This window comes from Brevundimonas sp. BAL450 (genome assembly GCF_015767455.1).
Classification (GTDB): domain Bacteria; phylum Pseudomonadota; class Alphaproteobacteria; order Caulobacterales; family Caulobacteraceae; genus Brevundimonas; species Brevundimonas abyssalis.
This window is the reverse complement of sequence record NZ_JADWOW010000055.1, coordinates 13,222-33,720: the sequence shown is the minus strand read 5'-3', so window position 1 is coordinate 33,720 and position 20,499 is coordinate 13,222. Positions and strand designations below refer to the sequence as shown.

Sequence of the window (20,499 nt, the reverse complement as noted above, 5' to 3'; positions counted from 1 at the left end):
CGGTTCCGTTTGATGAGAAGGCTGTTCAGCAGTCCATGTTCGACGCCCTGATCGGGGCGCGCGAGCGGTTCGGCGACAAGGAGATCATAGAGGATCAGGACAGGAAGCCCCTGACCTACACCGGGCTGATCCGCGCCGCCTTCGTGCTGGGGCGCAAGATCGCGGCAATGACCGAGCCGGGCGAGCGCGTGGCCATCATGCTGCCGTCCAGCATGGGTGTGGTTGTGACCTTCTTCGCCCTGCACGCCTTCGGGCGGACGCCGGTGATGCTGAACTTCACCTCCGGCGCGCGAAACCTGAAGGCCGCCTGCGCCACGGCCGGGGTCAAGAAGATCCTGACCGCCCGCCGCTTCATCGAACAGGCCAAGCTGGACGATCTGGTGGTGGCGCTGGAGCCCGTCGCCGAGATCATCTGGCTGGATGACATCCGCCAGACCGTCGGGCTTCAGGACAAGCTTTTCGGCCTGATGGCGGGCTTCTTCCCGAAGCGCTTCCGCGCCGAGACCAGCCCGGACGCCGCGGGCGTGATCCTGTTCACCTCGGGCAGCTTCGGCGCGCCCAAGGGCGTGGTGCTGACCCAGGCCAATCTGGTGGCCAACGCCCTGCAGATCGCCTCGCACATCGATCTGGATCCGGACTGGGTGTTCTTCAATCCCCTGCCGACGTTCCACTGTTTCGGCCTGACCGGCGGGGTGATTCTGCCGATGCTGCAGGGTTTGAAGGCGTTCCAGTACCCCTCCCCGCTTCACGCCAAGCAGATCACCGACCTGCTGCCCCAGGTGAACGCCTCGGTGCTGATGACCACCGACACCTTCCTGAACCAGTACGCGCGGGTGGCGGGGCCTGACGATTTCTCGACCATTCAGTTCGTGGTCGCGGGCGCAGAGCGGGTGCGTGACGAGACGCGCGAGATGTTCAACCAGCGCTTCGGCGGTCTGGAGCTGCTGGAGGGCTACGGCGCCACCGAGGCCGCGCCCGTGGTGGCGGTGAACCAGCCGGGCAACAATCATTTCGGCACTGTGGGCCGGATCCTCCCGGGCATGGAGTGGCGGCTGGAGCGTGTCGAGGGCATCGACAAGGGTGGACGCCTGTTCCTGCGCGGACCCAATGTCATGGCCGGCTATCTGTCGCCCGACGATCCGGACTGCCTCGAAGCGCTGCCGGACGGCTGGCATGACACGGGCGATATCGTGGATGTGGACGCCGAAGGCTATGTGCGCATCCTCGGGCGGGCCAAGCGCTTCGCCAAGATCGGCGGCGAGATGGTCAGCCTGACCGCGGTCGAGGGCATCGCCGACGCCGTCTGGCCGGAGGGGCGCCATGCGGTGGTCTCGATCCCCGACAGCCGCAAGGGCGAGCGTCTGGTTCTGGTCACCGACCGGGAGGACGCCGAGGTGGCGCCCCTGGCCGAATGGGCGCGGACCAACGGCGCGCCGGAGCTTGCGGTGCCCAAGCGTATCGTGAAGGTTGGCGAACTTCCGGTGCTGGGCACCGGCAAGACGGACTATGTGGCCATCCAGAAGATGGCGGAGGTTCAATCCAGGGCGGCCTGACCGCCCGTTGGGGGGCAAGACACATGATCAATCAATCGGCTCTGGCGGCATGGTCGCCCAAGGTGCTCAGCATCTTCCGCATCGTGACCGGACTGCTGTTCATCCAGCACGGCACGCAGAAGATCTTCAGCTTTCCGGCCGAGGCCCGAGGCCCCTTCGACCTGATGACCCAGATGGGAATCGGCGGGGTGCTCGAACTGGTCGGCGGCGCTCTGATCATCGTGGGCCTGTTCACCCGCCCGACGGCCTTCATCCTGTCGGGCATGATGGCTGTGGCCTACTGGCAGTTCCACGCCCCGCAGGACATCTACCCGCTGAACAACGGCGGCGAGCTGGCGATCATGTACTGCTTCGCCTTCTTCTACCTGATTTTCGCCGGACCGGGTCCGTGGAGCCTGGACGCCCTCCTGCGCAAACGCGCCTGAGACGGACCCGGCCTCGCGGTCTTCACGGCATCGGTGAAATCCTGAAATGACTTCACCGATGCCGATCGGGCTCTAGCGCAGCGCCTGGTCCAGGTCGGCGATGAGGTCGGCGACATCCTCGACCCCGACGGACAGACGGATCAGGTTGTCAGTCACCCCGCCGGCCTCACGCACCTCTTTCGGCACGCTGGCGTGAGTCATGATGGCGGGGTGGTTCACGAGGCTTTCGACGCCGCCCAGCGATTCCGCCAGGGTGAAGACCTCCACCCGTTCCAGCACTCGCTTCGTGCGCGCCAGATCGCCGTCGATCAGGACGGTCACCATGCCGCCGAACGCGCCGTTCATCTGACGCCTGGCCAGGTCGTGCTGAGGATGGCTGTCCAGCCCCGGATAGATCACCCGCTGCACGCCTGCATGGCTCTCGAGCCAGCGCGCCACAGCCAGGGCGTTCTCGTTGTGCGCTTTCATGCGCAGACCCAGGGTCTTCAGCCCCCGGTTGGCGAGGAAGGCGTCAAACGGCCCCATCACCCCGCCGACCGAGTTCTGCAGGAACTTGATCTGCGTCGCGAGCTCCGGGTTCTTCGTCACCAGGACCCCGCCGATGATGTCGGAGTGGCCATTCAGATATTTGGTGGCCGAGTGCATGACGATGTCGGCGCCGTGACTCAGCGGCTGCTGGCTCCACGGCGTGGCGAAGGTGTTGTCCACCACCAGCAGCAGGCCGTGCGCCTTGGCCACCTTCGACAGGGCGGCGATGTCGGCCAGCTTCATCAGGGGATTGGTGGGCGTCTCGACCCACAGCATCTTGGTCTTGTCAGTGATCGCCGCCTCGACCGCGCTCAGGTCCGACAGGTCCACATAGGCGAAGTCCAGCCCCATGGACCGGCGCCGCACCCGCTCGAACAGCCGCCACGAGCCGCCATACAGGTCGTCGCCCGTGACGATGTGCGCGCCCGCGTCCAGCAGCTCCAGCGCCGTCGACGTGGCCGCCATGCCGCTGGCGAAGGCGAAGCCGTGGGTCCCGCCCTCCAGATCGGCGATGCAGGCCTCAAAGGCCTCGCGCGTCGGGTTCTTGCCCCGGGCGTACTCATAGCCCTTGTTCACCCCCGGGCTTTCCTGGGCGTAGGTGGAGGTGGCGTAGATGGGCGTCATCACCGCGCCCGTGGTCGGGTCCGGCCGCTGCCCCGCATGGATGGCGCGGGTGGAGAAGCCCTGGCTGTTCTTCCGAGATGTCATTGTGTGATCCCTACCCTGGGGGGCGGCCGATGTTTCGAGCGAAAAATTGGGATGATCGCGTGAACACGTCGTCCCACTGATCTGAGTTCATGATGTGGCGTGCGCCGCGAATGACTTCCAGACGCACGGGGACGTCGGCGTTGCGCAGATGGTCGACCCAGCGGCGGGTGCCGGCTGACGGGATATGGTCGTCTCGCTCCGCCTGAAGGATCATGACCGGAATGCGCCGTCGGGGCGGGCGCGGCACGTACACGCTCCACCCGCCCGCGACGCCGATCGCCGCCGCAGCGCGGCTGCGGCCCAGGGCGCTGTCGACCGCCACATAGGAGCCGAGCGAATAGCCCATCAGCCCGACACGCTCAGCCGGAAGGCCATCCGCGATCAGCCACTCCACGGCGTCAGATGCGGCCTGACGCCAGGCGTTCATGACGGACTCCGGCCTGACGCCGTCGTCGGGCGCGGCGTCATAATAGACAGGCACGATGACCACATAGCCGTCAGCAGCGAACTGCCGGGCCAGGCGCAGATAGGCCGGTCCGACGCCCCCCGACCCATGCATGAAGGCGATTCCCGCGCCGCGCCCGGCTCCCGCAGGACGGTAGACCGCCGCCCGGATCGTGGTCCCGCCGCTTTCATAGGTGACCGGCTCTCCGACCGCCTCCTGACGAGCAAGGACCGGGGCGGCCAGAAGGCTCGCCGCAGTCCCGCCCGCCAGTGCGCGACGCGTGAGCATGTCAACGATTCAGGCTCAGGTGATTGATCAGGTCGGTGCGGGTGATCAGTCCGACGAATTTCTCGCCGTCCAGCACGATGGCCACCCTGTCCCGGTCGAAGATGGGGATCAGGGCGTCCAGCGGTTCGCTGACCTGAAGCGTGTCCAGATCGCGGATCATCACCTCCCCGACGGTCTTCTTGAACCGGGCTTCGCGGGTGATCTCGTCGGTGTTCAGCACATGGACGATATCGCTCTCGTCCAGGATGCCCACCAGACGGCCGTCCACGATCACGGGCAGCTGGGACACGTCGGCGCCGCGCATGCGCTTGAAGGCGGTATCCAGGGTGTCGTCGGCGCCGATGGCCACCACCGCGCCCTCTTCGTACTTGCGGGTGATGACGTCGGACAGGTCGCCGTGCATTTCGCGCTCGGTCAGGCCCTGATCGGCCAGCCAGGCGTCGTTGTAGACCTTGGACAGGTATTTGGCGCCGGTGTCGCACACGAAGCTGACCACCCGCTTGGGCTCGGTCTGCTCGCGGCAATAACGCAGGGCCGCGGCCAGCAGCGTGCCGGAGGACGACCCCGCCAGCACGCCTTCCTTGAGCAGCAGTTCGCGCGCCGCCGCGATGGCCTCGGTGTCGGGGATCGAATAGGCCTTGGCGATCTCGGTCATGTCGGTGGTGTCGGGCACGAAATTCTGGCCGATGCCCTCGACCGCGAAGCTGCCCTCGGGGCTCGGCACGCCGTCATTGACCAGCCCGGCCAGCACGGAGCCCACCGGGTCGGCCAGAATCATTTCGGTTTTCGGCGACACCGAATGCAGGAACTGCCCCACCCCGGTGATGGTGCCGCCCGAGCCGATCCCTGTGACGACCGCGTCAACGTCGTGGCCCATCTGCTCCCAGATCTCCGGGCCGGTGCTGAGGCGGTGCGCCTCGGAATTGGCCTTGTTGGCGAACTGGTTGACGTAGAAGCCGCCGGGCAGTTGCTGGGCCAGACGCTCGGCCATATCGGTGTAATATTCAGGATGGCCGTGGGGCACATCCGAACGGGTCAGGCGAACATCCGCGCCCATGGCCCTGAGATGCTGGATCTTTTCGCGCGACATCTTGTCGGGAATGACCAGCAGGACCTTGTAGCCCTTCTGGGTCCCGACCAGGGTCAGGGCCAGGCCCGTATTGCCCGCCGTGGCCTCGACAATGGTGCCGCCGGGCTTGAGGAAGCCCTCCTTCTCGGCCGCCTCGATCATGGCCAGGGCGATGCGGTCCTTGATGGAGCCGCCGGGGTTCTGGCTCTCCATCTTGAGGAACAGCCGGCACTTGCCGGTGTCGATGCGGGTGACTTCCATCATCGGGGTCTTGCCGATGAGATCGAGCAGCGACCCGGCGGGGCGGGTGAGGACGGGCGTTTCCGGTAGCGACATGCGCTGATGAACTCCTGAACGGGATTTTGGCCCGGAAGCTGATCGGGCGGCGCCGCCGCGTCAAGCGCGGCGGGTCAATGCGTGTGCCTAAACGCGATTCCCGCGTTAAGGAGGGACCATGGCCAAATCCCCTCGCCGGCCCGCCGGCCTTCCCGACAAAAACACCCTGCTGCAATTCCTGCGTGAGGCGGGCGAGGCCGAAAAGGCCGACATCGCCCGCGCCTTCGGGCTGAAAGGCGTGGAGCGCCGGGCCCTGCGCGAGATGCTGAAGGAGCTCGAGGCCGAAGGGCAACTGGGCAAGCGCGGGCGCAAGGGCTTCGCTGAGGCCGGGGCCATGCCCCCGGTAGGGGTGGCCGACGTGGTGGAGCGGGACGCCGACGGCGATCTCTTCGTGCGCCTGACCAAGGGCGGCGAGGACGCGCCCCTGGCCCTGCTGCTGCCGGGCGAGAACGAGCGCGGCGCCGCGCCGGGGCTGGGCGACCGGCTGCTGGCGAAGTTCGAGAAGGAGGGCGACCAGTGGACCGCCCGCATGATCAAGAAGCTGGGCCAGAGCGCCCACCGGCTTCTGGGCGTGGTGCGAAAGGGCGGCCGCGAGACCCGCATCGAGCCGGTGGACCGCAAGGTGAAGGACTTTCTCGTGCTGTCGAAGCTGGAGGCCGAGCCCCTGCGCGACGGCGATCTGGTGCTGGCGGCGCTGGAGAAGTCGGAACGCCGCCACGGCCCCAAACAGGGCAAGGTGCTGGAGATCGTGGGCCGCGAGGACGACCCCCGCGCCGCCTCCCTGCTGGCCATCCACGCCCACGGGGTGCCGACCGGCTTCCCCGACGCCGTGGACGACGAGGCCCAGGCCGCCGAGGCGCCGACCCTGAGAGGCCGCGAAGACCTGCGCGCCATCCCCTTCATCACCATCGACCCCATGGACGCCCGCGACCACGACGACGCGGTGTTCGCCGAGAAGGACGATGACCCGAAGAACGAAGGCGGCTGGATCGTCTGGGTCGCCATCGCCGACGTGGCGGCCTATGTGCGCCCCGGCTCGGCCCTGGACCGAACCGCGCGGGACAAGGGCAACTCCACCTATTTCCCCGACCGGGTCGAGCCCATGCTGCCCGAGCACCTGTCGGCGGGGCTGTGCAGCCTGAAGCAAGGCGAGAACCGCGCCTGCCTGGCCGTTCGCATGGTGTTCTCCAAGGACGGGCGGAAGCTGTCGCACCGCTTCGTGCGCGGGCTGATGCGGTCCCACGCCAAGCTGGCCTATGAGCAGGCCCAGGACGCCATCGACGGCAAGGCCGAGGGCGAGACCGCCGACCTGACCGGCCCGCTGATGGAGCCGATCCTCTATCCCCTCTGGAACGCCTACGCCGCCATGCTGAAGGGCCGCGAGCGCCGCAGCCCGCTGGCCATCGAAAGCAGCGAGCGCCGGATCCTGTTCGACAAGGACGGCGAGGTGTCGGGCATTCAGGCCCGCGTCTCGATCCCGGCGCACCGGCTGATCGAGGAGATGATGGTGCAGGCCAATGTCTGCGCCGCCGAGACGCTGGAACAGAAGAAGACGCCTCTGATCTACCGGGTCCATGACACGCCCAGTCAGGAGAAGATCTTCAACCTTGCCGACTTCCTCCAGACCATCGGCAAGCCCTGGACCAAGGGCGAGGCGCCCACCACCAAGCGGTTCAACCGCCTGCTGGACGAGACCCGCGACAGCGGTCACGCCGAGATCGTCAATGAGGTGGTCCTGCGCAGCCAGATGCAGGCCATCTATTCGCCGGAGAACATCGGCCACTTCGGGCTGAATCTGGACCGCTACGCCCACTTCACCTCGCCGATCCGGCGCTATGCGGACCTGATCGTGCACCGGGCCCTGATCCGGGCCCTGAAGCTGGGCGACGACGGGCTGACGGATTCCGAAGCCACCGAGCTGCAGGCCATCGCCGAGCACATCACCGCCACCGAGCGCCGCTCCATGGCCGCCGAGCGCGAGGCGACCGACCGTTATGTGGCCGCCTTCCTCGAGGAGCACGTGGGCGCGACTTTCGCCGGGCGCATCAGCGGCGTCACCCGGTTCGGCCTGTTCGTGCGGCTGCAGGAAACCGGCGCCGACGGCATCGTGCCCATCTCGCAGCTGGGCGACGAATATTTCGTCCACGACGACCGCGCCCACGCCCTGGTGGGCGACCGCTCGGGCAAGCGCTGGCGTCTGGGCCGTGAGGTGGAGGTCAAGCTGGTGGAGGCCACCCCCATCACCGGCGGTCTGGTGTTCGAGATGGTCAGCGAGCCCGAGCCCCGCGATCCCAACGCGCCGGCCCCGCGTCTGGGCGTGCGCGGGCGAGGCGGCGGCGGCGACGACCGGCCGAAGCGGGGCTCCAAACGCCCGGGCGGTCCCAAGCCGCCGTCCGGCGGGCTGAAGGGCGTCAGGAAAGGCAAGCGGCGGTGATTCCTGTGTTCCGCTCATCCCCGCGAACGCGGGGACCCAGTGCTTTGGGTGTTGCAGCGGATCAGGGAATCCCTAGCTCGATCGTCCTGAAACACGAGCGCCAAGCTGCACAGAACTGGATCCCCGCGTTCGCGGGGATCAGCGGAATGGAAAAGTGAACCACCCTTTCGACGCCGCGCAGGATCTGAAGGATGCGCCGAACACCGGCGTGCGCATGAAGCCAAAGGATGCGGCGACCCTGATCGTGACGCGGACGACGGGCGGACGCACCGAGGTGCTGATGGGCCGCCGGGCGGCGGGGCACGTGTTCATGGCGTCGAAATGGGTGTTTCCCGGCGGGCGGATCGATCCGTCCGATTTCCGCATCGAGGCGGCGGGCGATCTGCCGAAACCGTCACAGGCCCTGCTGGCCCGGGAGCTGCCCGCGCGCCGGGCCCGCGCCCTGGCCCTGACCGCCATCCGCGAGACCTTCGAGGAGACCGGCCTGCGGCTGGCCCGGGCCGCGCCGCCCGCATCGATCGCGGGACCGTGGCGCGGCTTTCGCGCCGTCGGCGCCCTGCCCGACCTGTCGGCCCTCACCTACATCGCCCGCGCCATCACCCCGCCGGGCCGCACCCGCCGTTTCGACGCCCGGTTTTTCATGGCGTCAGCCGAGGCCCTGCTGGACGTGCCCGCCGCGCGCCCGACCGAGGAGCTGGACACGGTGGCCTGGATCCCCATGGACGAGGCCCGGACCCTGGACCTGCCCGCCATCACCCGCTTCGTCCTGACCGAAGCCGCCGAGCGCCTGACCGCGCCGGATCGCCCCCTGCCCTATGTGCGTCAGCTGCATGGGCGGCACCGGGTGGAGTATCTGGACGGGTAGGCGCAGTCCGGGCGCGGCGCCGCGACCAAAGGTGGCGGGAACCGGCGCCGACAAGGTGGCATTAGATGCCGCAATCGCGATCGCATGGAGCTCAGACCTTGATGAACCATCCTATGCAGCACTTTGAGCATGGCGGAGCCCACATCGCGGCCCTGCACGACGGGAAGACCGGCAGCTGGCAGTATGTGGTCTCCGATCCGGCGACCAAGGCCTGCGCCATCATCGATCCCGTGTGGGATTTCGACGAGAAGGCCGCCGCCACATCGACCCGTAATGCCGAGGTCCTCCTGGCCCATGTGCGGGATGAAGGCCTGCAGGTGGAGTGGATACTGGACACCCATCCGCACGCCGATCACTTCTCGGCGGCGCCCTGGCTGAAGGCGCGTCTGGGCGCTCCCACCGCCATCGGCGACAAGGTCACGGGGGTTCAGGCGCTGTGGAAGGATCTTTACGGTCTGGACGCCGACTTTCCCACCGACGGGCGGCAATGGGACCGCCTGTTCATGGCTGGAGACACCTTCAGGGTCGGCGGGCTGGAGGGACGAGTCCTGTTCTCGCCGGGCCACACGCTGGCGTCGATCACCTATGTCATCGGCGGCAACGCCTTCGTGCATGACACCCTGATGATGCCGGACGCGGGCACCTCACGGGCCGACTTCCCGGGCGGCGATTCCCATGCGCTTTACGGCAGCATTCAGGAGATCCTGGCCTTGCCCGACGACACCGGCGTGTTCGTCGGGCACGACTATGGTCCCGACGGGCGCGATCCGGAGTGCTTCAGCACGGTGGCGCGGCAGAAGGCTGAGAACATCCATGTGGGCGGCGGCCAGTCGGAGGCGGCCTTCGTAGCCCTTCGCGACAAACGCGACGCCACGCTGCCGCTGCCCAGGCTGATGCTCTACGCGCTGCAGGTGAACATCCGCGGCGGCAGGCTGCCCGAACCCGAGGCCGATGGGCGTGTGTTCTTCCGCATTCCGGCCAACCGTTTCGAACCGCCCCGGAATTAAGGTGGACTAGTCGGACTGTCAGGAGGACGTCGTCGCACCGTGGACGTGAACATCCGCGCCCGAGTGCCGGTTCAGTATTTCCACGGCGCGGTGCTCGTCTTCCTGATTCCAGGTCCTCACCCAAAGGAGCAAGCCGCCCCGTTCAAGCTGTTCCTGCAGATACTCGGCGTGGCGATCGCCCACCAGCTTCGCCAGCAGGCCGCCGATCAGCGCGCCGCCGCCGCCGGCCAAGGCCATCCCCGCCAGGGCCGTCGCCAACGCCCCGCCGCTGACCAGAACGGCCCCGGCCGCCGCAATGGCGCCGACATACATCAGGCCGCCGACCAGACTGCCTTCGGCGGCGCTGACGGATTCGGGCGACACATAACAGGTGCGAGGGATTTCGGGATCGTCCTCTGTCTCCGTGACCTTGCTGTACCGGTGGCCGAGCTTGTCCTCGATGACATGTTCGCTGGCCAGCAGGCTGAGCTCCGCGCGGTCGAAGCCGGAGCTCAACAATTCATCGATGGCGCCCTGAAGGTCCGCTTCCGTCCGGAGCACGCCGACGGCCTCGCGGATTCCGACTTCCTTGGTCATGCGCCTCATCCTGAGTGAACGTTAGACGTCGTTGAAACTCGCATCCCCCGCATTGATCTGGATCATGCCACCGGGCACGCCCTGATGAGTTCTCAATCTGGCGTACGACGATGCTGTCAGGTCGCGCGCAGCGCCCTAGGCCGGATCGGCCTGGTCGCCGTCCGCAACACCCCCTTAGGAAGGGTCCGCCAGGAACCCTGATCTGCCGCTCCGCAAGCCCGGACTCGCGGGCCCATGGGGGCCCCTCACCCGATCAACGCCCGCGCCGCCGCCCGCGCCGCGTCCGTAATCTCCGCCCCCGCCAGCATGCGCGCGATCTCCTCCTGCCGCGCCTGATCGGTCAGGGTGTCCACGGACGTGCGCGTCTCGCCCTCGATCTCGGCCTTGCGGACCTTCCAGTGGGCGTGGCCCTTGGCGGCGACCTGGGGGCTGTGGGTGACGACCAGGACCTGGGCGCCGTCGGCCAGACGCTTGAGGCGCAGGCCCACGGCCTCGGCCACGGCGCCGCCGACGCCCTGATCCACCTCGTCGAAGATCATCACCGGCTGGACCCCGCCGCCGCGCTCGGCCAAGGCCGCCTTCATGGCCAGGGCGAAGCGCGCCAGTTCGCCGCCCGACGCAATGGCGTCCAGCGGGCCGAAGGCGGTGCCGGCGTTGGTGGCCACCTCGAATCGCACGGCCTCCGCCCCCTCGCGCCCGCGTCGCTCTTCCGGCAACGGCTCCAGCGTCACCCGGAACTGCGCCCGCTCCAGTTTCAGCGGCGCCAGCTCGGCCTGCACGGCCGCGGCCAGCCGGTCGCCCGCCCCGCGCCGCGCCGCGGTCAGCACCGCCGCCGCTTCGTCATAGGCCGCACGGGCCGCCGCGGATTCGGTCTCGGCCGCCTTGAGCGCCTCGGCGCCGTCCTCGATCAGGCGCAACTGCTCGCGAAACCGGATCCGCTGCGCCGGCAAGGCGTCCACGGTGACGTTCAGCTTGCGGGCCGCCGCGCGCAGGGCGAACAGGCGCTCCTCGGCCTTGTCCAGCTTGCCGGGCTCGAACTCGAAGGCGTCCGCCGCCGCGTCCACCGCCGCCACGGCCTCGGTCGCCTCCACCAGCGCCCGGTCGATGGCCTCGCCCGCCGCCGCCAGCCGGGTGATCACCGGGTGATCCTCGCCGGCGCCCGACTGCACCGCGCGGGTGCGGGCATGCTCCACGGCCCGGAAGGCCTGGGCCAGTTTTTGCGACAGGGTGTCTCCGCCCAGCGAGTCCCGCGCCGAGGCCAGATCGGCCAGCGCTTTCTCCGCCGCGCCCAGAATGGCCCGTTCGCCCGCCAGATCGGCTTCCTCGCCCTCCCGCGGGTCCAGCCGATCCAGTTCGGCGAGCGATTCGCTCAGCTCCTCGAAGCGGGCCCGCGCCGTCTCGGCCTCGGCCCGCAGGCTCGCCAGCGCCGTCTCGGCCGCCTTCAACCGGTCATGGGCCGCCGCCACGGCGCCGCGCTCGGCCGCCAGCCCACCGTAGGTGTCCAGCATGCCCCGGTGGGTTTTGGGGTCGAGCAGGCCGACGGTCTCGTGCTGGCCGTGCACCTCCACCAGACGGGCGCCGATCTCGCGCAGGGCGGTGACGCCCGCCGGCTGGTCGTTGATCCAGGCCCGGCTTCGGCCATCCGCCGTCAGGGCCCGGCGCAGGATCAGGTCCTCGCCCGGCGCCGCCTCGAAGCCGCGCTCGGTCAGCATGTCGAGGAAGGAGGGATCATCCGGCGCGCTGAACACCGCCGTGGCCACGGCCTGTTTGGCGCCGCTGCGCACCAGCCCGGCGTCGCCGCGTCCGCCCAGAGCCAGTCCCAAGGCGTCCAGAATGATGGATTTGCCCGCCCCGGTCTCGCCGGTCAGCACGGTCAGGCCGTCCCGGATCTCCAGATCCAAGGCCTCGACCAGCACCACGTCGCGAATCGACAGGCTTGAGAGCATGACACTCCGTCCGGCGCCGTCAGGCGGCCATCAGTGGAACGGGACGCGAACGTCCCCTCCCCCGACTAGCAGATTCGCGAGGCCGCGACCGTGATCAACCGGGAATGAGGCGACGCAGCCAGCCTTCACGCTCGCCTTCAGGCTCAACGCCCGGGCGCTGGCCGTCATTGGTCAGCAGCACATAGGCGTCCTGGTACCAGCGGCTGCCGGGATAGTTGTGACCCAGAACCGCACCGTTGCGGGTGGCTTCCTCGTCCAGGCCCAGGGTCAGATACAGTTCGACCAGCCGGTACAGCGCCTCGGGCGTGTGGGAGGTGCGCTGGAATTCCTCGTTGTCGATCACCGTCCGGTAGCGGTTGATGGCGGCGAGCGGCTGCTCCTGGCGCTGATACCAGCGGCCGATGGCCATTTCCTTGCCCGCCAGCTGGTCGTTGACCATGTCGATCTTGATCAGGGCGTCGGCGGCGTAAGGGGTGTCCGGATAGCGGCGGGCCACGTCACGCAGGGCGAGCAGCGCCTGGCCGGTGGCGGCCTGGTCCCGGCCCACGTCCACGATCTGCTCGAAGTAGCAGACGCCCTTCATGTAGAAGGCGTAGGAGGCTGACGGGCTGCCCGGATAAAGCTGGATGAAGCGGTCCGCGGCGGCGATGGCGTCCTGATAGCGACCCTGCCGGTAGAAGGCGTACATCTGCATCAGGATCGCGCGGCGCGACCATTCCGAATAGGGGTGCTGGCGCTCGACTTCCTGGAAATAGGCCACGGCGTCCAGCCACCGCTCACGCTCCAGCCGCTGGTATCCGGCGTTGTAGAGCAGATCGACGGGCCGCTCCTCATAGGCGAGCTGCGGGCGGTCGTTGCGACCGGCGCAGGCGGACAGGGCCGTGGTCGCGGCCAGCACGACGGCCAGGGCGCCGATACGGGTCGACAAACCGGAACGCGATTTCCTGAGAAGCAAAGTCCGACCTCACATGGCTGCGCCCGCCCCCGGCGGCCGCTTGAAAGACAGTCCGGCGCTTCTACACCAGCGATTTGTTCACGCCAATGCGGCGCGGCGTGGGTTGCTACACGCGCGCCGGCTGCTAGAAGGCCCGACGAGTAATCGTGCCGATGACGGCGAAAGGATGACAGCCCATGAAGCTGCTGGCGGGAAACTCCAACCGCACGCTCGCCCAGGCCATCGCCGATCACCTGGATGGTCCCCTCACCCGGGCCCAGGTCAAGCGTTTCGCCGACAACGAGGTTTTCGCCGTCATTGACGAGAATGTGCGTGGCGAAGACGTCTTCATCATCCAGTCGACCAGCTATCCGGCCAACGACAACCTGATGGAGCTGCTGATCATCACCGACGCCCTGGTGCGGGCCTCGGCGCGGCGCATCACGGCGGTCATGCCCTATTTCGGCTACGCCCGTCAGGACCGGAAGACCGGGGGCCGCACGCCCATTTCAGCCAAGCTGGTGGCCAATCTGATCACCCGGGCGGGCGCGGATCGCGTTCTGACCATGGATCTGCACGCCGGTCAGATTCAGGGTTTCTTCGACATCCCCACGGACAACTTGCTCGCCACCCCGGTGCTGGCCCAGGACATCCGCAAGAATTACGACAAGACCTCCGAACTGATGATCGTTTCGCCCGATGTGGGCGGGGTGGTGCGCGCGCGCTCCCTGGCCAAGCGGCTGGATGCGGACCTGGCCATCGTCGACAAGCGCCGGCCCAAGGCGGGCGAGAGCGAGGTCATGAACATCATCGGCGACGTCGAGGGGCGCCGCTGCATCCTGTTCGACGACATCGTCGATTCGGGCGGCACCCTGGTCAATGCGGCCGAGGCGCTGATCGAGAAGGGCGCCGCGGAGGTGTCGGCCTACATCAGCCACGGCGTTCTGTCCGGCCCGGCCGTCAACCGCGTGGAGTCCTCGGTCCTGAAAGAGCTGGTCATCACCAATTCCATCGAACAGCCGCTGGAAGTGAACAACTGCAGCCAGATTCGGCAGGTCAACATCGCTCCCCTGATCGGCGAGGCCATCCGGCGAATCGCCAACGAGGAGTCTGTCTCCAAGCTGTTCGATTAACGATCGAAAAACCAAATCAGGGGCGGTATAAGGACTTCAGTGTCGGACGCCGGATTTGGGGGGCGTCTCGCGTCCCGTCTTAAGGATCGCTTGATGCAGCAGGCTTTTGTACGTCGCGGCCTCGGCATGGCCGCAGCCTTGTCCGCCCTTGTTCTGGTCAGTTGCGAAACGCCAGAGCCTGAGGCCCCGCCGCCTCCGCCTCCGCCTCCGCCGCCCCCTGCGCTGGCGCTGAACAGCGGAATTTCAGAGGCCGCTGCGGTCTATGTGGCCTTCATGCGCGAGGCCCGGACCATCGATCCGGCCATCACCGACGCCGCCACGATCGAAATGATCATGAACCGCGGCGCTGCCTATGAATCCAACCAGTTGTCGCGCGGCATGATCGCCTACGGCGCGATCCTGGCCCTGCAGTCGACCGCTTTCGTGGAGGGCGTGCGCACCTACGCCGTCGACCCCGAGCAACGACGCCAGGTGATCGAACGCATCCAGGCCGACCCGGCCTACGCCGCCCAGCTTCCGGGCGCCGCGGACGCAGCGGGCCTGATCGTGGCGACGCTCCGCTCCGATTCGGAGGCGCTGGCCGCCATCGCCCATGTGGTGGCCGAGGACGCCTACACCATCCAGGAACGCAACGACCCGCGCCGCCGCTGGGCCCAGCAGGCCGTGCCGGACCGGGATCTGCGGCTGGAGACCGTCAGGCGGCTGTCCGAAGCCCAGATGCTTCCCGGGGCCGAGGACGCGGCCCGTCTGTTCGCCGCCGCCCATGACGGGAACGGCCTGAACGTCAGCGCCGAGGCGCTGCAGCCCCCCTACACCCCCGCCGTGGCCAAGGCCCTGGCCATCGCCGCCATGGCCGCTCTCGGCGCGGGCGGCGATGAATGGCGCGCCAACACCGAGGCCCTGACTCTGGAGCGCAACAGCCAGTTCTGCCTCAGCATGTCCAAGCTGAATCTGTACCAGTGCATCGCCGCCGCGCGTCCGCACTACGAGCACATGTTCTGCGCCGGACGTCACGTGGTCGGCGACCTGGCCACCTGCACGGCCGAGGCGATCACCCCCGAGCCGGTGATTCTTCCCACCAGCATGGCGCAGTCCACGCCCGTCGCGGCTGACGCCGCGGCCACATCCACCGAGGCGATCGAGAACGGAGCCGCGTCTCCCAACTGATCGTCGGGCGACGGGCCCGTCGCCTTTCCGCGCGGCCATGGTTGCGCTTCGGAAACGAAGCGTGTAATGACCCGCGCTCTTGAATTCGAGGGTTTCGACCCCCGCCGCGCGGGCCGTTTTGCGCGGCGGTTTTGTTATTGAGGCGAGCCTGATGGCTGAGATCATTCTGAACGTGGACGTCCGCAAGGACGTGGGAACCGGCGGCGCCCGCGCTGCGCGGCGTGAAGGCTTCGTGCCGGGCGTCCTGTATGGCGGCGGTGAAAAGCCGGTCGCCATCTCGGTCAACGAGAAGGACTTCCGCAAGTCGCTGTACACCGGCAAGCTGCTGGGCCACCTGGTGACCCTGAAGTACGGCAAGGAGACCCAGCCGGTCATCGCCAAGGACATCCAGTTCGACCCGGTGTCGGACCGTCCGATGCACTTCGACCTGATGCGCGTTGACGCCAAGGGCGACGTGAAGATCTCGATCCCGGTTCACTTCAAGAACCAGGACGAGTGCGCCGCCTTCCGTCAGGGCGGCTCTCTGGAGATCGTCCGCCACGAAGTCGAGATCGTCGTCCGCGCCGACCGCATCCCCGAAGAGCTGGTCGTGGACCTGGCCGGCCGCGAGCTGGGCGACGCGATCCGCATGTCGGACATCACCCTGCCCGAGGGCGCGCACGCCACCATCACCGACCGTGACTTCATGATCGCCTCGATCAAGGTCTCCTCGGCCGCCCAGTCGGAAGCCGCCGACGAAGCCGCTGACGCCGCCGCCGAGGAAGAAGCCGCCGCGCCTGAGGCTGAAGCCGAGGCCGAGGCCGAAACGGAAGAGAAGTCGGAAGACTGATCCCGCTTTCCGGGTTGGAAGCTTGAGACGGCCCCTTCCGGAAACGGAGGGGGCCGTTTCCTTTTCTGGACTAGATTGACGCCATGCTGATTCTCGCCGGCCTGGGCAATCCGGGCGACAAGTACCGCAACAACCGCCACAACATCGGCTTCATGGCCGCCGACGCCATCGCGCGCCGTTGGCGGTTCGGACCCGAGCGGGCCAAGTTCCAGTCGGTGGTCTCCGAGGGCGTGATCGAGACGCCCCAGGGCGAGGTCCGCGCCCTGCTGATGAAGCCCCAGACCTACATGAACGAAAGCGGCCGCGCCGTGGGCGAGGCGGCGCGCTTCTACAAGGTCCCGCCCGGCGAGGTGATCGTCTTCCACGACGAGATCGACCTCGCCCCCGGCCGCTTCCGCATGAAGACCGGCGGCGGCGCGGCGGGCCAGAACGGGGTGCGCTCGCTGATCAGCCACCTGGGCCCCGACTTTCGCCGCGCCCGGCTGGGCATCGGCCATCCCGGCGAGAAGCACCTGGTGATGCCCCACGTGCTGGGGGACTTCCACAAGGCCGAGCTGCCCTGGGTAGAGGCCCTGCTGAACGCCGTCGCCGACGCCCTGCCCTTCGCCGCCATGGGCGACGACGAGCGCTATCAGGGCGAGGTCCTGCGTCTGGCGCCCGCGCCCAAGTTCAGCCCCCGGCAGGCCGCGCGAAACGACGACTAGCGCTTGTTCAGCGCCACCATGAACACCTCGGACGAATCCTTGCGGCTGGCTTCCGGCTTGACGAATTTCACCGTCTCGAACTCGGCCCGCAGCCGGTTCTTCAGATCGCCCAGGTCCGCGCCCTGGAACGCCTTGGTCACGAACGAGCCGCCCGGCTTCAGATAGGTGATGGCGAAATCCGCCGCCGCCTCGATCAGCAGGACGATCTTCATGTGGTCGGTCTTGCGGTGCCCCACCGTGTTGTGGGCCATGTCGGACAGCACCAGGTCCGGCGGTCCGCCCAGAAGCTCGAGCAGCCGCTCGCCCACGCCGGGATCGGTGAAGTCGCCTTCGATCAGCTCCGCGCCGGTGATGGGCTCGATGGGCAGCAGGTCCACCCCCGCCACCGCCGTCGCGCCGCGTTTCAGGGCCACCTGCACCCAGCCGCCGGGCGCCGCGCCCAGGTCGATCACCCGCGCCCCGTCCCGGATCACGTGCAGGCGGTCGTCGATCTCGGTCAGCTTGAAGGCCGCGCGGCTGCGCCAGCCCTCGGCCCGGGCCTTTTCCGAGAATTTGTCCGCCAGCTGGCGCTTGATCCATTCCTGGCTGGACAGGGACTTCTTGTCCGCCGTGCGGATCTTCTGGCCCATGCCGCGTCCGGCGGCGGTCCCGCCCGTGGGCAGTCTCACCATGCGGCGGCGTTCGGGCGGTTTTTCATCCTGGCTCATGAACGCTCCATAGCCCTCACGCGCTTGAACGGCTATGACCCCCGCGACTTTAGACACGGAGAGCCCCAATGGCCGACACCCTGACCTTCACCCTCGACACCGGCGCCGGCACGGGCGACGTGGTCATCAAGCTGCGTTCCGACCTGGCTCCCGGCCACGTGGAGCGCATCACCGAGCTGGCCTCCGAGGGCTTTTATGACGGCGTGGTGTTCCACCGCGTCATCCCCGGCTTCATGGCCCAGGGCGGCGATCCCACGGGCACCGGCACCTCCGGCTCGTCCAGGCCCAACCTGAAGGCCGAGTTCAGCAAGGAGCCGCACGTGCGCGGCGTCTGCTCCATGGCCCGCACGGCGAACCCGGACAGCGCCAACAGCCAGTTCTTCATCTGCTTCGACGACGCCACCTTCCTGGACGGCCAGTACACCGTCTGGGGCCAGGTCATCGAGGGCATGGACCACGTGGACGCCCTGCCCAAGGGCGAGCCGCCCCGCGCGCCCGGCAAGATCGTCAAGGCGACGGTGGCCTAGGGCCCGTCATCCGCTACCGGGAGGGGCGGCCTGCGCCGCCTCTCCATGGACACCCTCAGCGGAACTTGCGCAGCCCCCGCGGCCCCTGCCGGCCGGCCGCGGCGCGCTTGCCCAGCCAGTCGCGCCAGTCGGGCCAGTTGCGGCGACGGTCGCCGCCGTCGCGCCAGTCGGGGCCGTCCTCGGCGTTGAACACGGTGATGTCGGCCAGGCCGCCCTGCTTGTAGGTCTGCAGCTTGACGCCCTTGCCGCGCGCCATCTCCGGCAGTTCCTCTAGCGGGAACACCAGCGCCTTGATGTTCTCCCCGATCACCGCGACATGATCGCCCGACACGCGCAGGCAGGCGGCCATGTCGCCGTTCAGCACCTGCTTGCCGCCGCGCTTCTGGGCCAGGGCGTCGTCCTCGGGCGTGACGAAGCCGTAGCCCGCCTTCGACGCCACCAGCAGCTTCGCGCCCGGCTGGTGCGCCAGCACGTTGATGATGGCCGCGCTCTCGTCCAGATCGATCATCAGGCGCAGCGGCTCGCCGTGCCCGCGCCCGGACGGCAGCTTGTCGGCGCCGAGGGTGAAGATGCGCCCGTCGGACGCCGCCACCAGCAGCTTGTCGGTGGTGAAGGCGGGCACGAGGAAGGCCAGATCGTCGCCCTCCTTGAACTTCAGCTCGGACGGATCGTCCACCTTGCCCCGTGCGGCGCGGATCCAGCCGCGCTCGGACAGGATGACGGTGATGGCCTCGCGCGGGATGAAGGCGTCGATGGACACCTCGCTGACGTCCGGCGCATCGCCCATGGTGGTGCGGCGCGGCGAGATCAGGGCCTTGCGTACGTCCTGCAGGCCCAGCGCCAGCAGCTTGGTCTGTTTGGCCGGAGAGGCGATCATGGCCTTGAGGCCCGCCAGCTCCTCAGCGAGTTCGTCGAACTCCTTCTGGATGGTCATTTCCTCAAGCCGCGCCAGCTGACGCAGGCGGGTGTCGAGGATGAAATCGGCCTGCAGCTCGCTCAGGGCGAAGCGTTCGATCAGCCGGGCCTTGGGCTGCTCCTCTTCGCGGACGATGCGGATGACCTCGTCCAGATTGAGGAAGACGAGCTTGAGTCCTTCCAGCAGATGTAGCCGTTTTTCAATGCGTTCCAGCCGCCACTGACCACGGCGGATCAAGACCTCGCGGCGGTGATCCAGGAAGGCGACCAGACAGGCCTTGAGCCCCAGCACGCCCGGGGTGCCGGTGGCGTCCAGCACGTTCATGTTGATGGGGAAGCGCACCTCGAGATCGGAGAGCTTGAACAGGCTCTCCATCAGCACCTCGGGCTCCACCGTGCGGGACTTAGGCTCCAGGATCAGGCGGATGTCCTCGGCGGACTCGTCGCGCACGTCGGCCAGCAGGGGGGCTTTCTTGTTTTCGATCAGGTCGGCCAGGGCTTCGATCAGCTTGGACTTCTGCACCTGATAGGGCATCTCGGTGACGACCACGCGCCACATGCCCCGGCCCAGATCCTCGGTCTCCCAGCGCGCGCGCAGGCGCACTCCGCCCCGGCCGGTCTGGTAGGCGTCGAGAATGGAAGCGGCGGACTCCACCGCCACGCCGCCGGTGGGGAAGTCGGGGCCGGGCACGATGGCGACCAGTTCCTCGGTCGTCGTTTCCGGCGTCTCCAGCAGCTTGAGACAGGCGTCGATCAGCTCGGCGGCGTTGTGGGGCGGGATCGAGGTGGCCATGCCCACGGCGATGCCCGACGAGCCGTTGGCCAGCAGGTTCGGGAACCCGGCGGGCAGGACGATGGGCTCCTCGTCCTGATCGTCATAGGTGGGGCGGAAGTCGACCGCGTTCTCGCCGATGCCCTCCAGCAGCAGCTGGGCCGCCGCCGTCAGCTTGCACTCGGTGTAGCGCATGGCCGCGGCGCTATCGCCGTCGATGTTGCCGAAATTGCCCTGCCCGTCCACCAGCGGATACCGCTGGGCGAAGTCCTGGGCCAGACGCACCAGCGCCTCATAGATCGAGGCGTCGCCGTGGGGGTGGTAGCCGCCCATCACCTCGCCCACCACCTTGGCGCACTTCCGCGCCGCGGCCTGGGGGTTCAGGCGCATCTGGTGCATGGCGTACAGGATGCGCCGGTGCACCGGCTTGAATCCGTCGCGCACGTCCGGCAGCGCCCGGTTGGTGATGGTCGACAGGGCATAGGCCAAGTAGCGGCGGCTGAGCGCCTCGCCCAGGGGCTCGTCGACGATGCGGCCGCCCTCGGGCGGCGGAGTGTGAACAGTCATGGGCCGTCGAATCAGGGATGTGAGGCCCGAAGTCTAGCCCGGATGCCGGGTTATCCCCCCACGG

General features: G+C 68.1%; 18 protein-coding genes. 10 read left to right on the top strand and 8 right to left on the bottom strand.

Annotated features, from left to right (window positions below; translation table 11 throughout):
* Nucleotides 1–35 precede the first annotated feature (35 nt).
* Both IWC96_RS10500 and IWC96_RS10495 read left to right on the top strand, forming a co-directional pair.
* The gene (locus tag IWC96_RS10500; RefSeq protein ID WP_196838975.1) at nucleotides 36–1,553 is read left to right on the top strand and encodes an AMP-binding protein; all 1,518 of its coding nucleotides are present in this window, start codon (nucleotides 36–38) and stop codon (nucleotides 1,551–1,553) included.
* 23 nt (nucleotides 1,554–1,576) lie between these two features.
* Complete coding sequence (locus tag IWC96_RS10495; RefSeq protein WP_196838879.1) at nucleotides 1,577–1,978, top strand: DoxX family protein; 402 nt, start codon at nucleotides 1,577–1,579, stop codon at nucleotides 1,976–1,978.
* A 72-nt stretch (nucleotides 1,979–2,050) separates the two neighbouring features.
* On the opposite strand, the gene IWC96_RS10490 is transcribed toward IWC96_RS10495, so the two are convergent.
* Genes IWC96_RS10490 through IWC96_RS10480 form a run of 3 tightly spaced genes read right to left on the bottom strand, consistent with a single transcriptional unit; the run spans nucleotide 2,051 to nucleotide 5,352 of the window.
* On the bottom strand, nucleotides 2,051–3,214 hold the full coding sequence (locus tag IWC96_RS10490) for a cystathionine gamma-synthase (RefSeq protein ID WP_196838878.1): 1,164 nt from the start codon (nucleotides 3,212–3,214) through the stop codon (nucleotides 2,051–2,053).
* 10 nt (nucleotides 3,215–3,224) lie between these two features.
* A complete protein-coding gene (locus tag IWC96_RS10485; protein ID WP_196838877.1) occupies nucleotides 3,225–3,947 on the bottom strand; it encodes a dienelactone hydrolase family protein in 723 nt (240 codons plus the stop codon).
* Between the two features lies 1 nt (nucleotide 3,948).
* Nucleotides 3,949–5,352, bottom strand: coding sequence for a cystathionine beta-synthase (locus tag IWC96_RS10480; protein ID WP_196838876.1), 1,404 nt, complete (start codon nucleotides 5,350–5,352; stop codon nucleotides 3,949–3,951).
* A gap of 118 nt (nucleotides 5,353–5,470) precedes the next feature.
* On the opposite strand from IWC96_RS10480, the gene rnr reads away from it, so the two are divergent.
* The 3 genes from rnr to IWC96_RS10465 all read left to right on the top strand — a co-directional run bounded on the left by rnr (nucleotide 5,471) and on the right by IWC96_RS10465 (nucleotide 9,658).
* Nucleotides 5,471–7,786 carry a ribonuclease R gene (rnr, locus tag IWC96_RS10475; protein WP_196838875.1) on the top strand — a complete coding sequence of 772 codons (2,316 nt, stop codon included), beginning with the start codon at nucleotides 5,471–5,473 and terminating at the stop codon, nucleotides 7,784–7,786.
* Between the two features lie 214 nt (nucleotides 7,787–8,000).
* Nucleotides 8,001–8,651, top strand: coding sequence for an NUDIX hydrolase (locus IWC96_RS10470; RefSeq protein WP_231379022.1), 651 nt, complete (start codon nucleotides 8,001–8,003; stop codon nucleotides 8,649–8,651).
* A gap of 101 nt (nucleotides 8,652–8,752) precedes the next feature.
* Nucleotides 8,753–9,658: an MBL fold metallo-hydrolase gene (locus tag IWC96_RS10465; RefSeq protein WP_231379021.1), complete on the top strand. Its 906-nt coding sequence runs from the start codon at nucleotides 8,753–8,755 to the stop codon at nucleotides 9,656–9,658.
* An 18-nt stretch (nucleotides 9,659–9,676) separates the two neighbouring features.
* On the opposite strand, the gene IWC96_RS10460 is transcribed toward IWC96_RS10465, so the two are convergent.
* The 3 genes from IWC96_RS10460 to IWC96_RS10450 all read right to left on the bottom strand — a co-directional run bounded on the left by IWC96_RS10460 (nucleotide 9,677) and on the right by IWC96_RS10450 (nucleotide 13,108).
* On the bottom strand, nucleotides 9,677–10,234 hold the full coding sequence (locus tag IWC96_RS10460) for a hypothetical protein (protein WP_021698664.1): 558 nt from the start codon (nucleotides 10,232–10,234) through the stop codon (nucleotides 9,677–9,679).
* Nucleotides 10,235–10,479: 245 nt separating this feature from the next.
* Nucleotides 10,480–12,180 (bottom strand): DNA repair protein RecN, encoded by a 1,701-nt coding sequence (gene recN / locus IWC96_RS10455; protein WP_021698665.1) that lies wholly within the window; start codon nucleotides 12,178–12,180, stop codon nucleotides 10,480–10,482.
* Between the two features lie 94 nt (nucleotides 12,181–12,274).
* Nucleotides 12,275–13,108, bottom strand: coding sequence for an outer membrane protein assembly factor BamD (locus tag IWC96_RS10450; protein WP_196838873.1), 834 nt, complete (start codon nucleotides 13,106–13,108; stop codon nucleotides 12,275–12,277).
* Nucleotides 13,109–13,311: 203 nt separating this feature from the next.
* Between IWC96_RS10450 and IWC96_RS10445 the strand changes: the two genes are divergently transcribed.
* The 4 genes from IWC96_RS10445 to pth all read left to right on the top strand — a co-directional run bounded on the left by IWC96_RS10445 (nucleotide 13,312) and on the right by pth (nucleotide 16,947).
* On the top strand, nucleotides 13,312–14,247 hold the full coding sequence (locus tag IWC96_RS10445; RefSeq protein ID WP_196838872.1) for a ribose-phosphate pyrophosphokinase: 936 nt from the start codon (nucleotides 13,312–13,314) through the stop codon (nucleotides 14,245–14,247).
* Between the two features lie 93 nt (nucleotides 14,248–14,340).
* Entirely contained in the window at nucleotides 14,341–15,414 is a 1,074-nt protein-coding gene (locus IWC96_RS10440) for a hypothetical protein (protein WP_021698668.1), read from the top strand.
* Between the two features lie 151 nt (nucleotides 15,415–15,565).
* Nucleotides 15,566–16,243 carry a 50S ribosomal protein L25/general stress protein Ctc gene (locus IWC96_RS10435; protein ID WP_021698436.1) on the top strand — a complete coding sequence of 226 codons (678 nt, stop codon included), beginning with the start codon at nucleotides 15,566–15,568 and terminating at the stop codon, nucleotides 16,241–16,243.
* 83 nt (nucleotides 16,244–16,326) lie between these two features.
* Nucleotides 16,327–16,947, top strand: coding sequence for an aminoacyl-tRNA hydrolase (gene pth, locus IWC96_RS10430; RefSeq protein WP_021698437.1), 621 nt, complete (start codon nucleotides 16,327–16,329; stop codon nucleotides 16,945–16,947).
* Here pth and IWC96_RS10425 read toward each other — a convergent pair.
* Nucleotides 16,944–17,654, bottom strand: coding sequence for an RlmE family RNA methyltransferase (locus tag IWC96_RS10425; RefSeq protein ID WP_021698438.1), 711 nt, complete (start codon nucleotides 17,652–17,654; stop codon nucleotides 16,944–16,946). The two genes, pth and IWC96_RS10425, sit on opposite strands and share 4 nt — an antisense overlap.
* Before the next feature lie 68 nt (nucleotides 17,655–17,722).
* Here IWC96_RS10425 and IWC96_RS10420 point away from each other — a divergent pair, with 68 nt between their 5' ends.
* A complete protein-coding gene (locus tag IWC96_RS10420) occupies nucleotides 17,723–18,181 on the top strand; it encodes a peptidylprolyl isomerase (protein ID WP_021698439.1) in 459 nt (152 codons plus the stop codon).
* Between the two features lie 55 nt (nucleotides 18,182–18,236).
* On the opposite strand, the gene parC is transcribed toward IWC96_RS10420, so the two are convergent.
* Nucleotides 18,237–20,435 carry a DNA topoisomerase IV subunit A gene (parC, locus tag IWC96_RS10415; RefSeq protein WP_021698440.1) on the bottom strand — a complete coding sequence of 733 codons (2,199 nt, stop codon included), beginning with the start codon at nucleotides 20,433–20,435 and terminating at the stop codon, nucleotides 18,237–18,239.
* Between the last annotated feature and the right edge of the window lie 64 nt (nucleotides 20,436–20,499).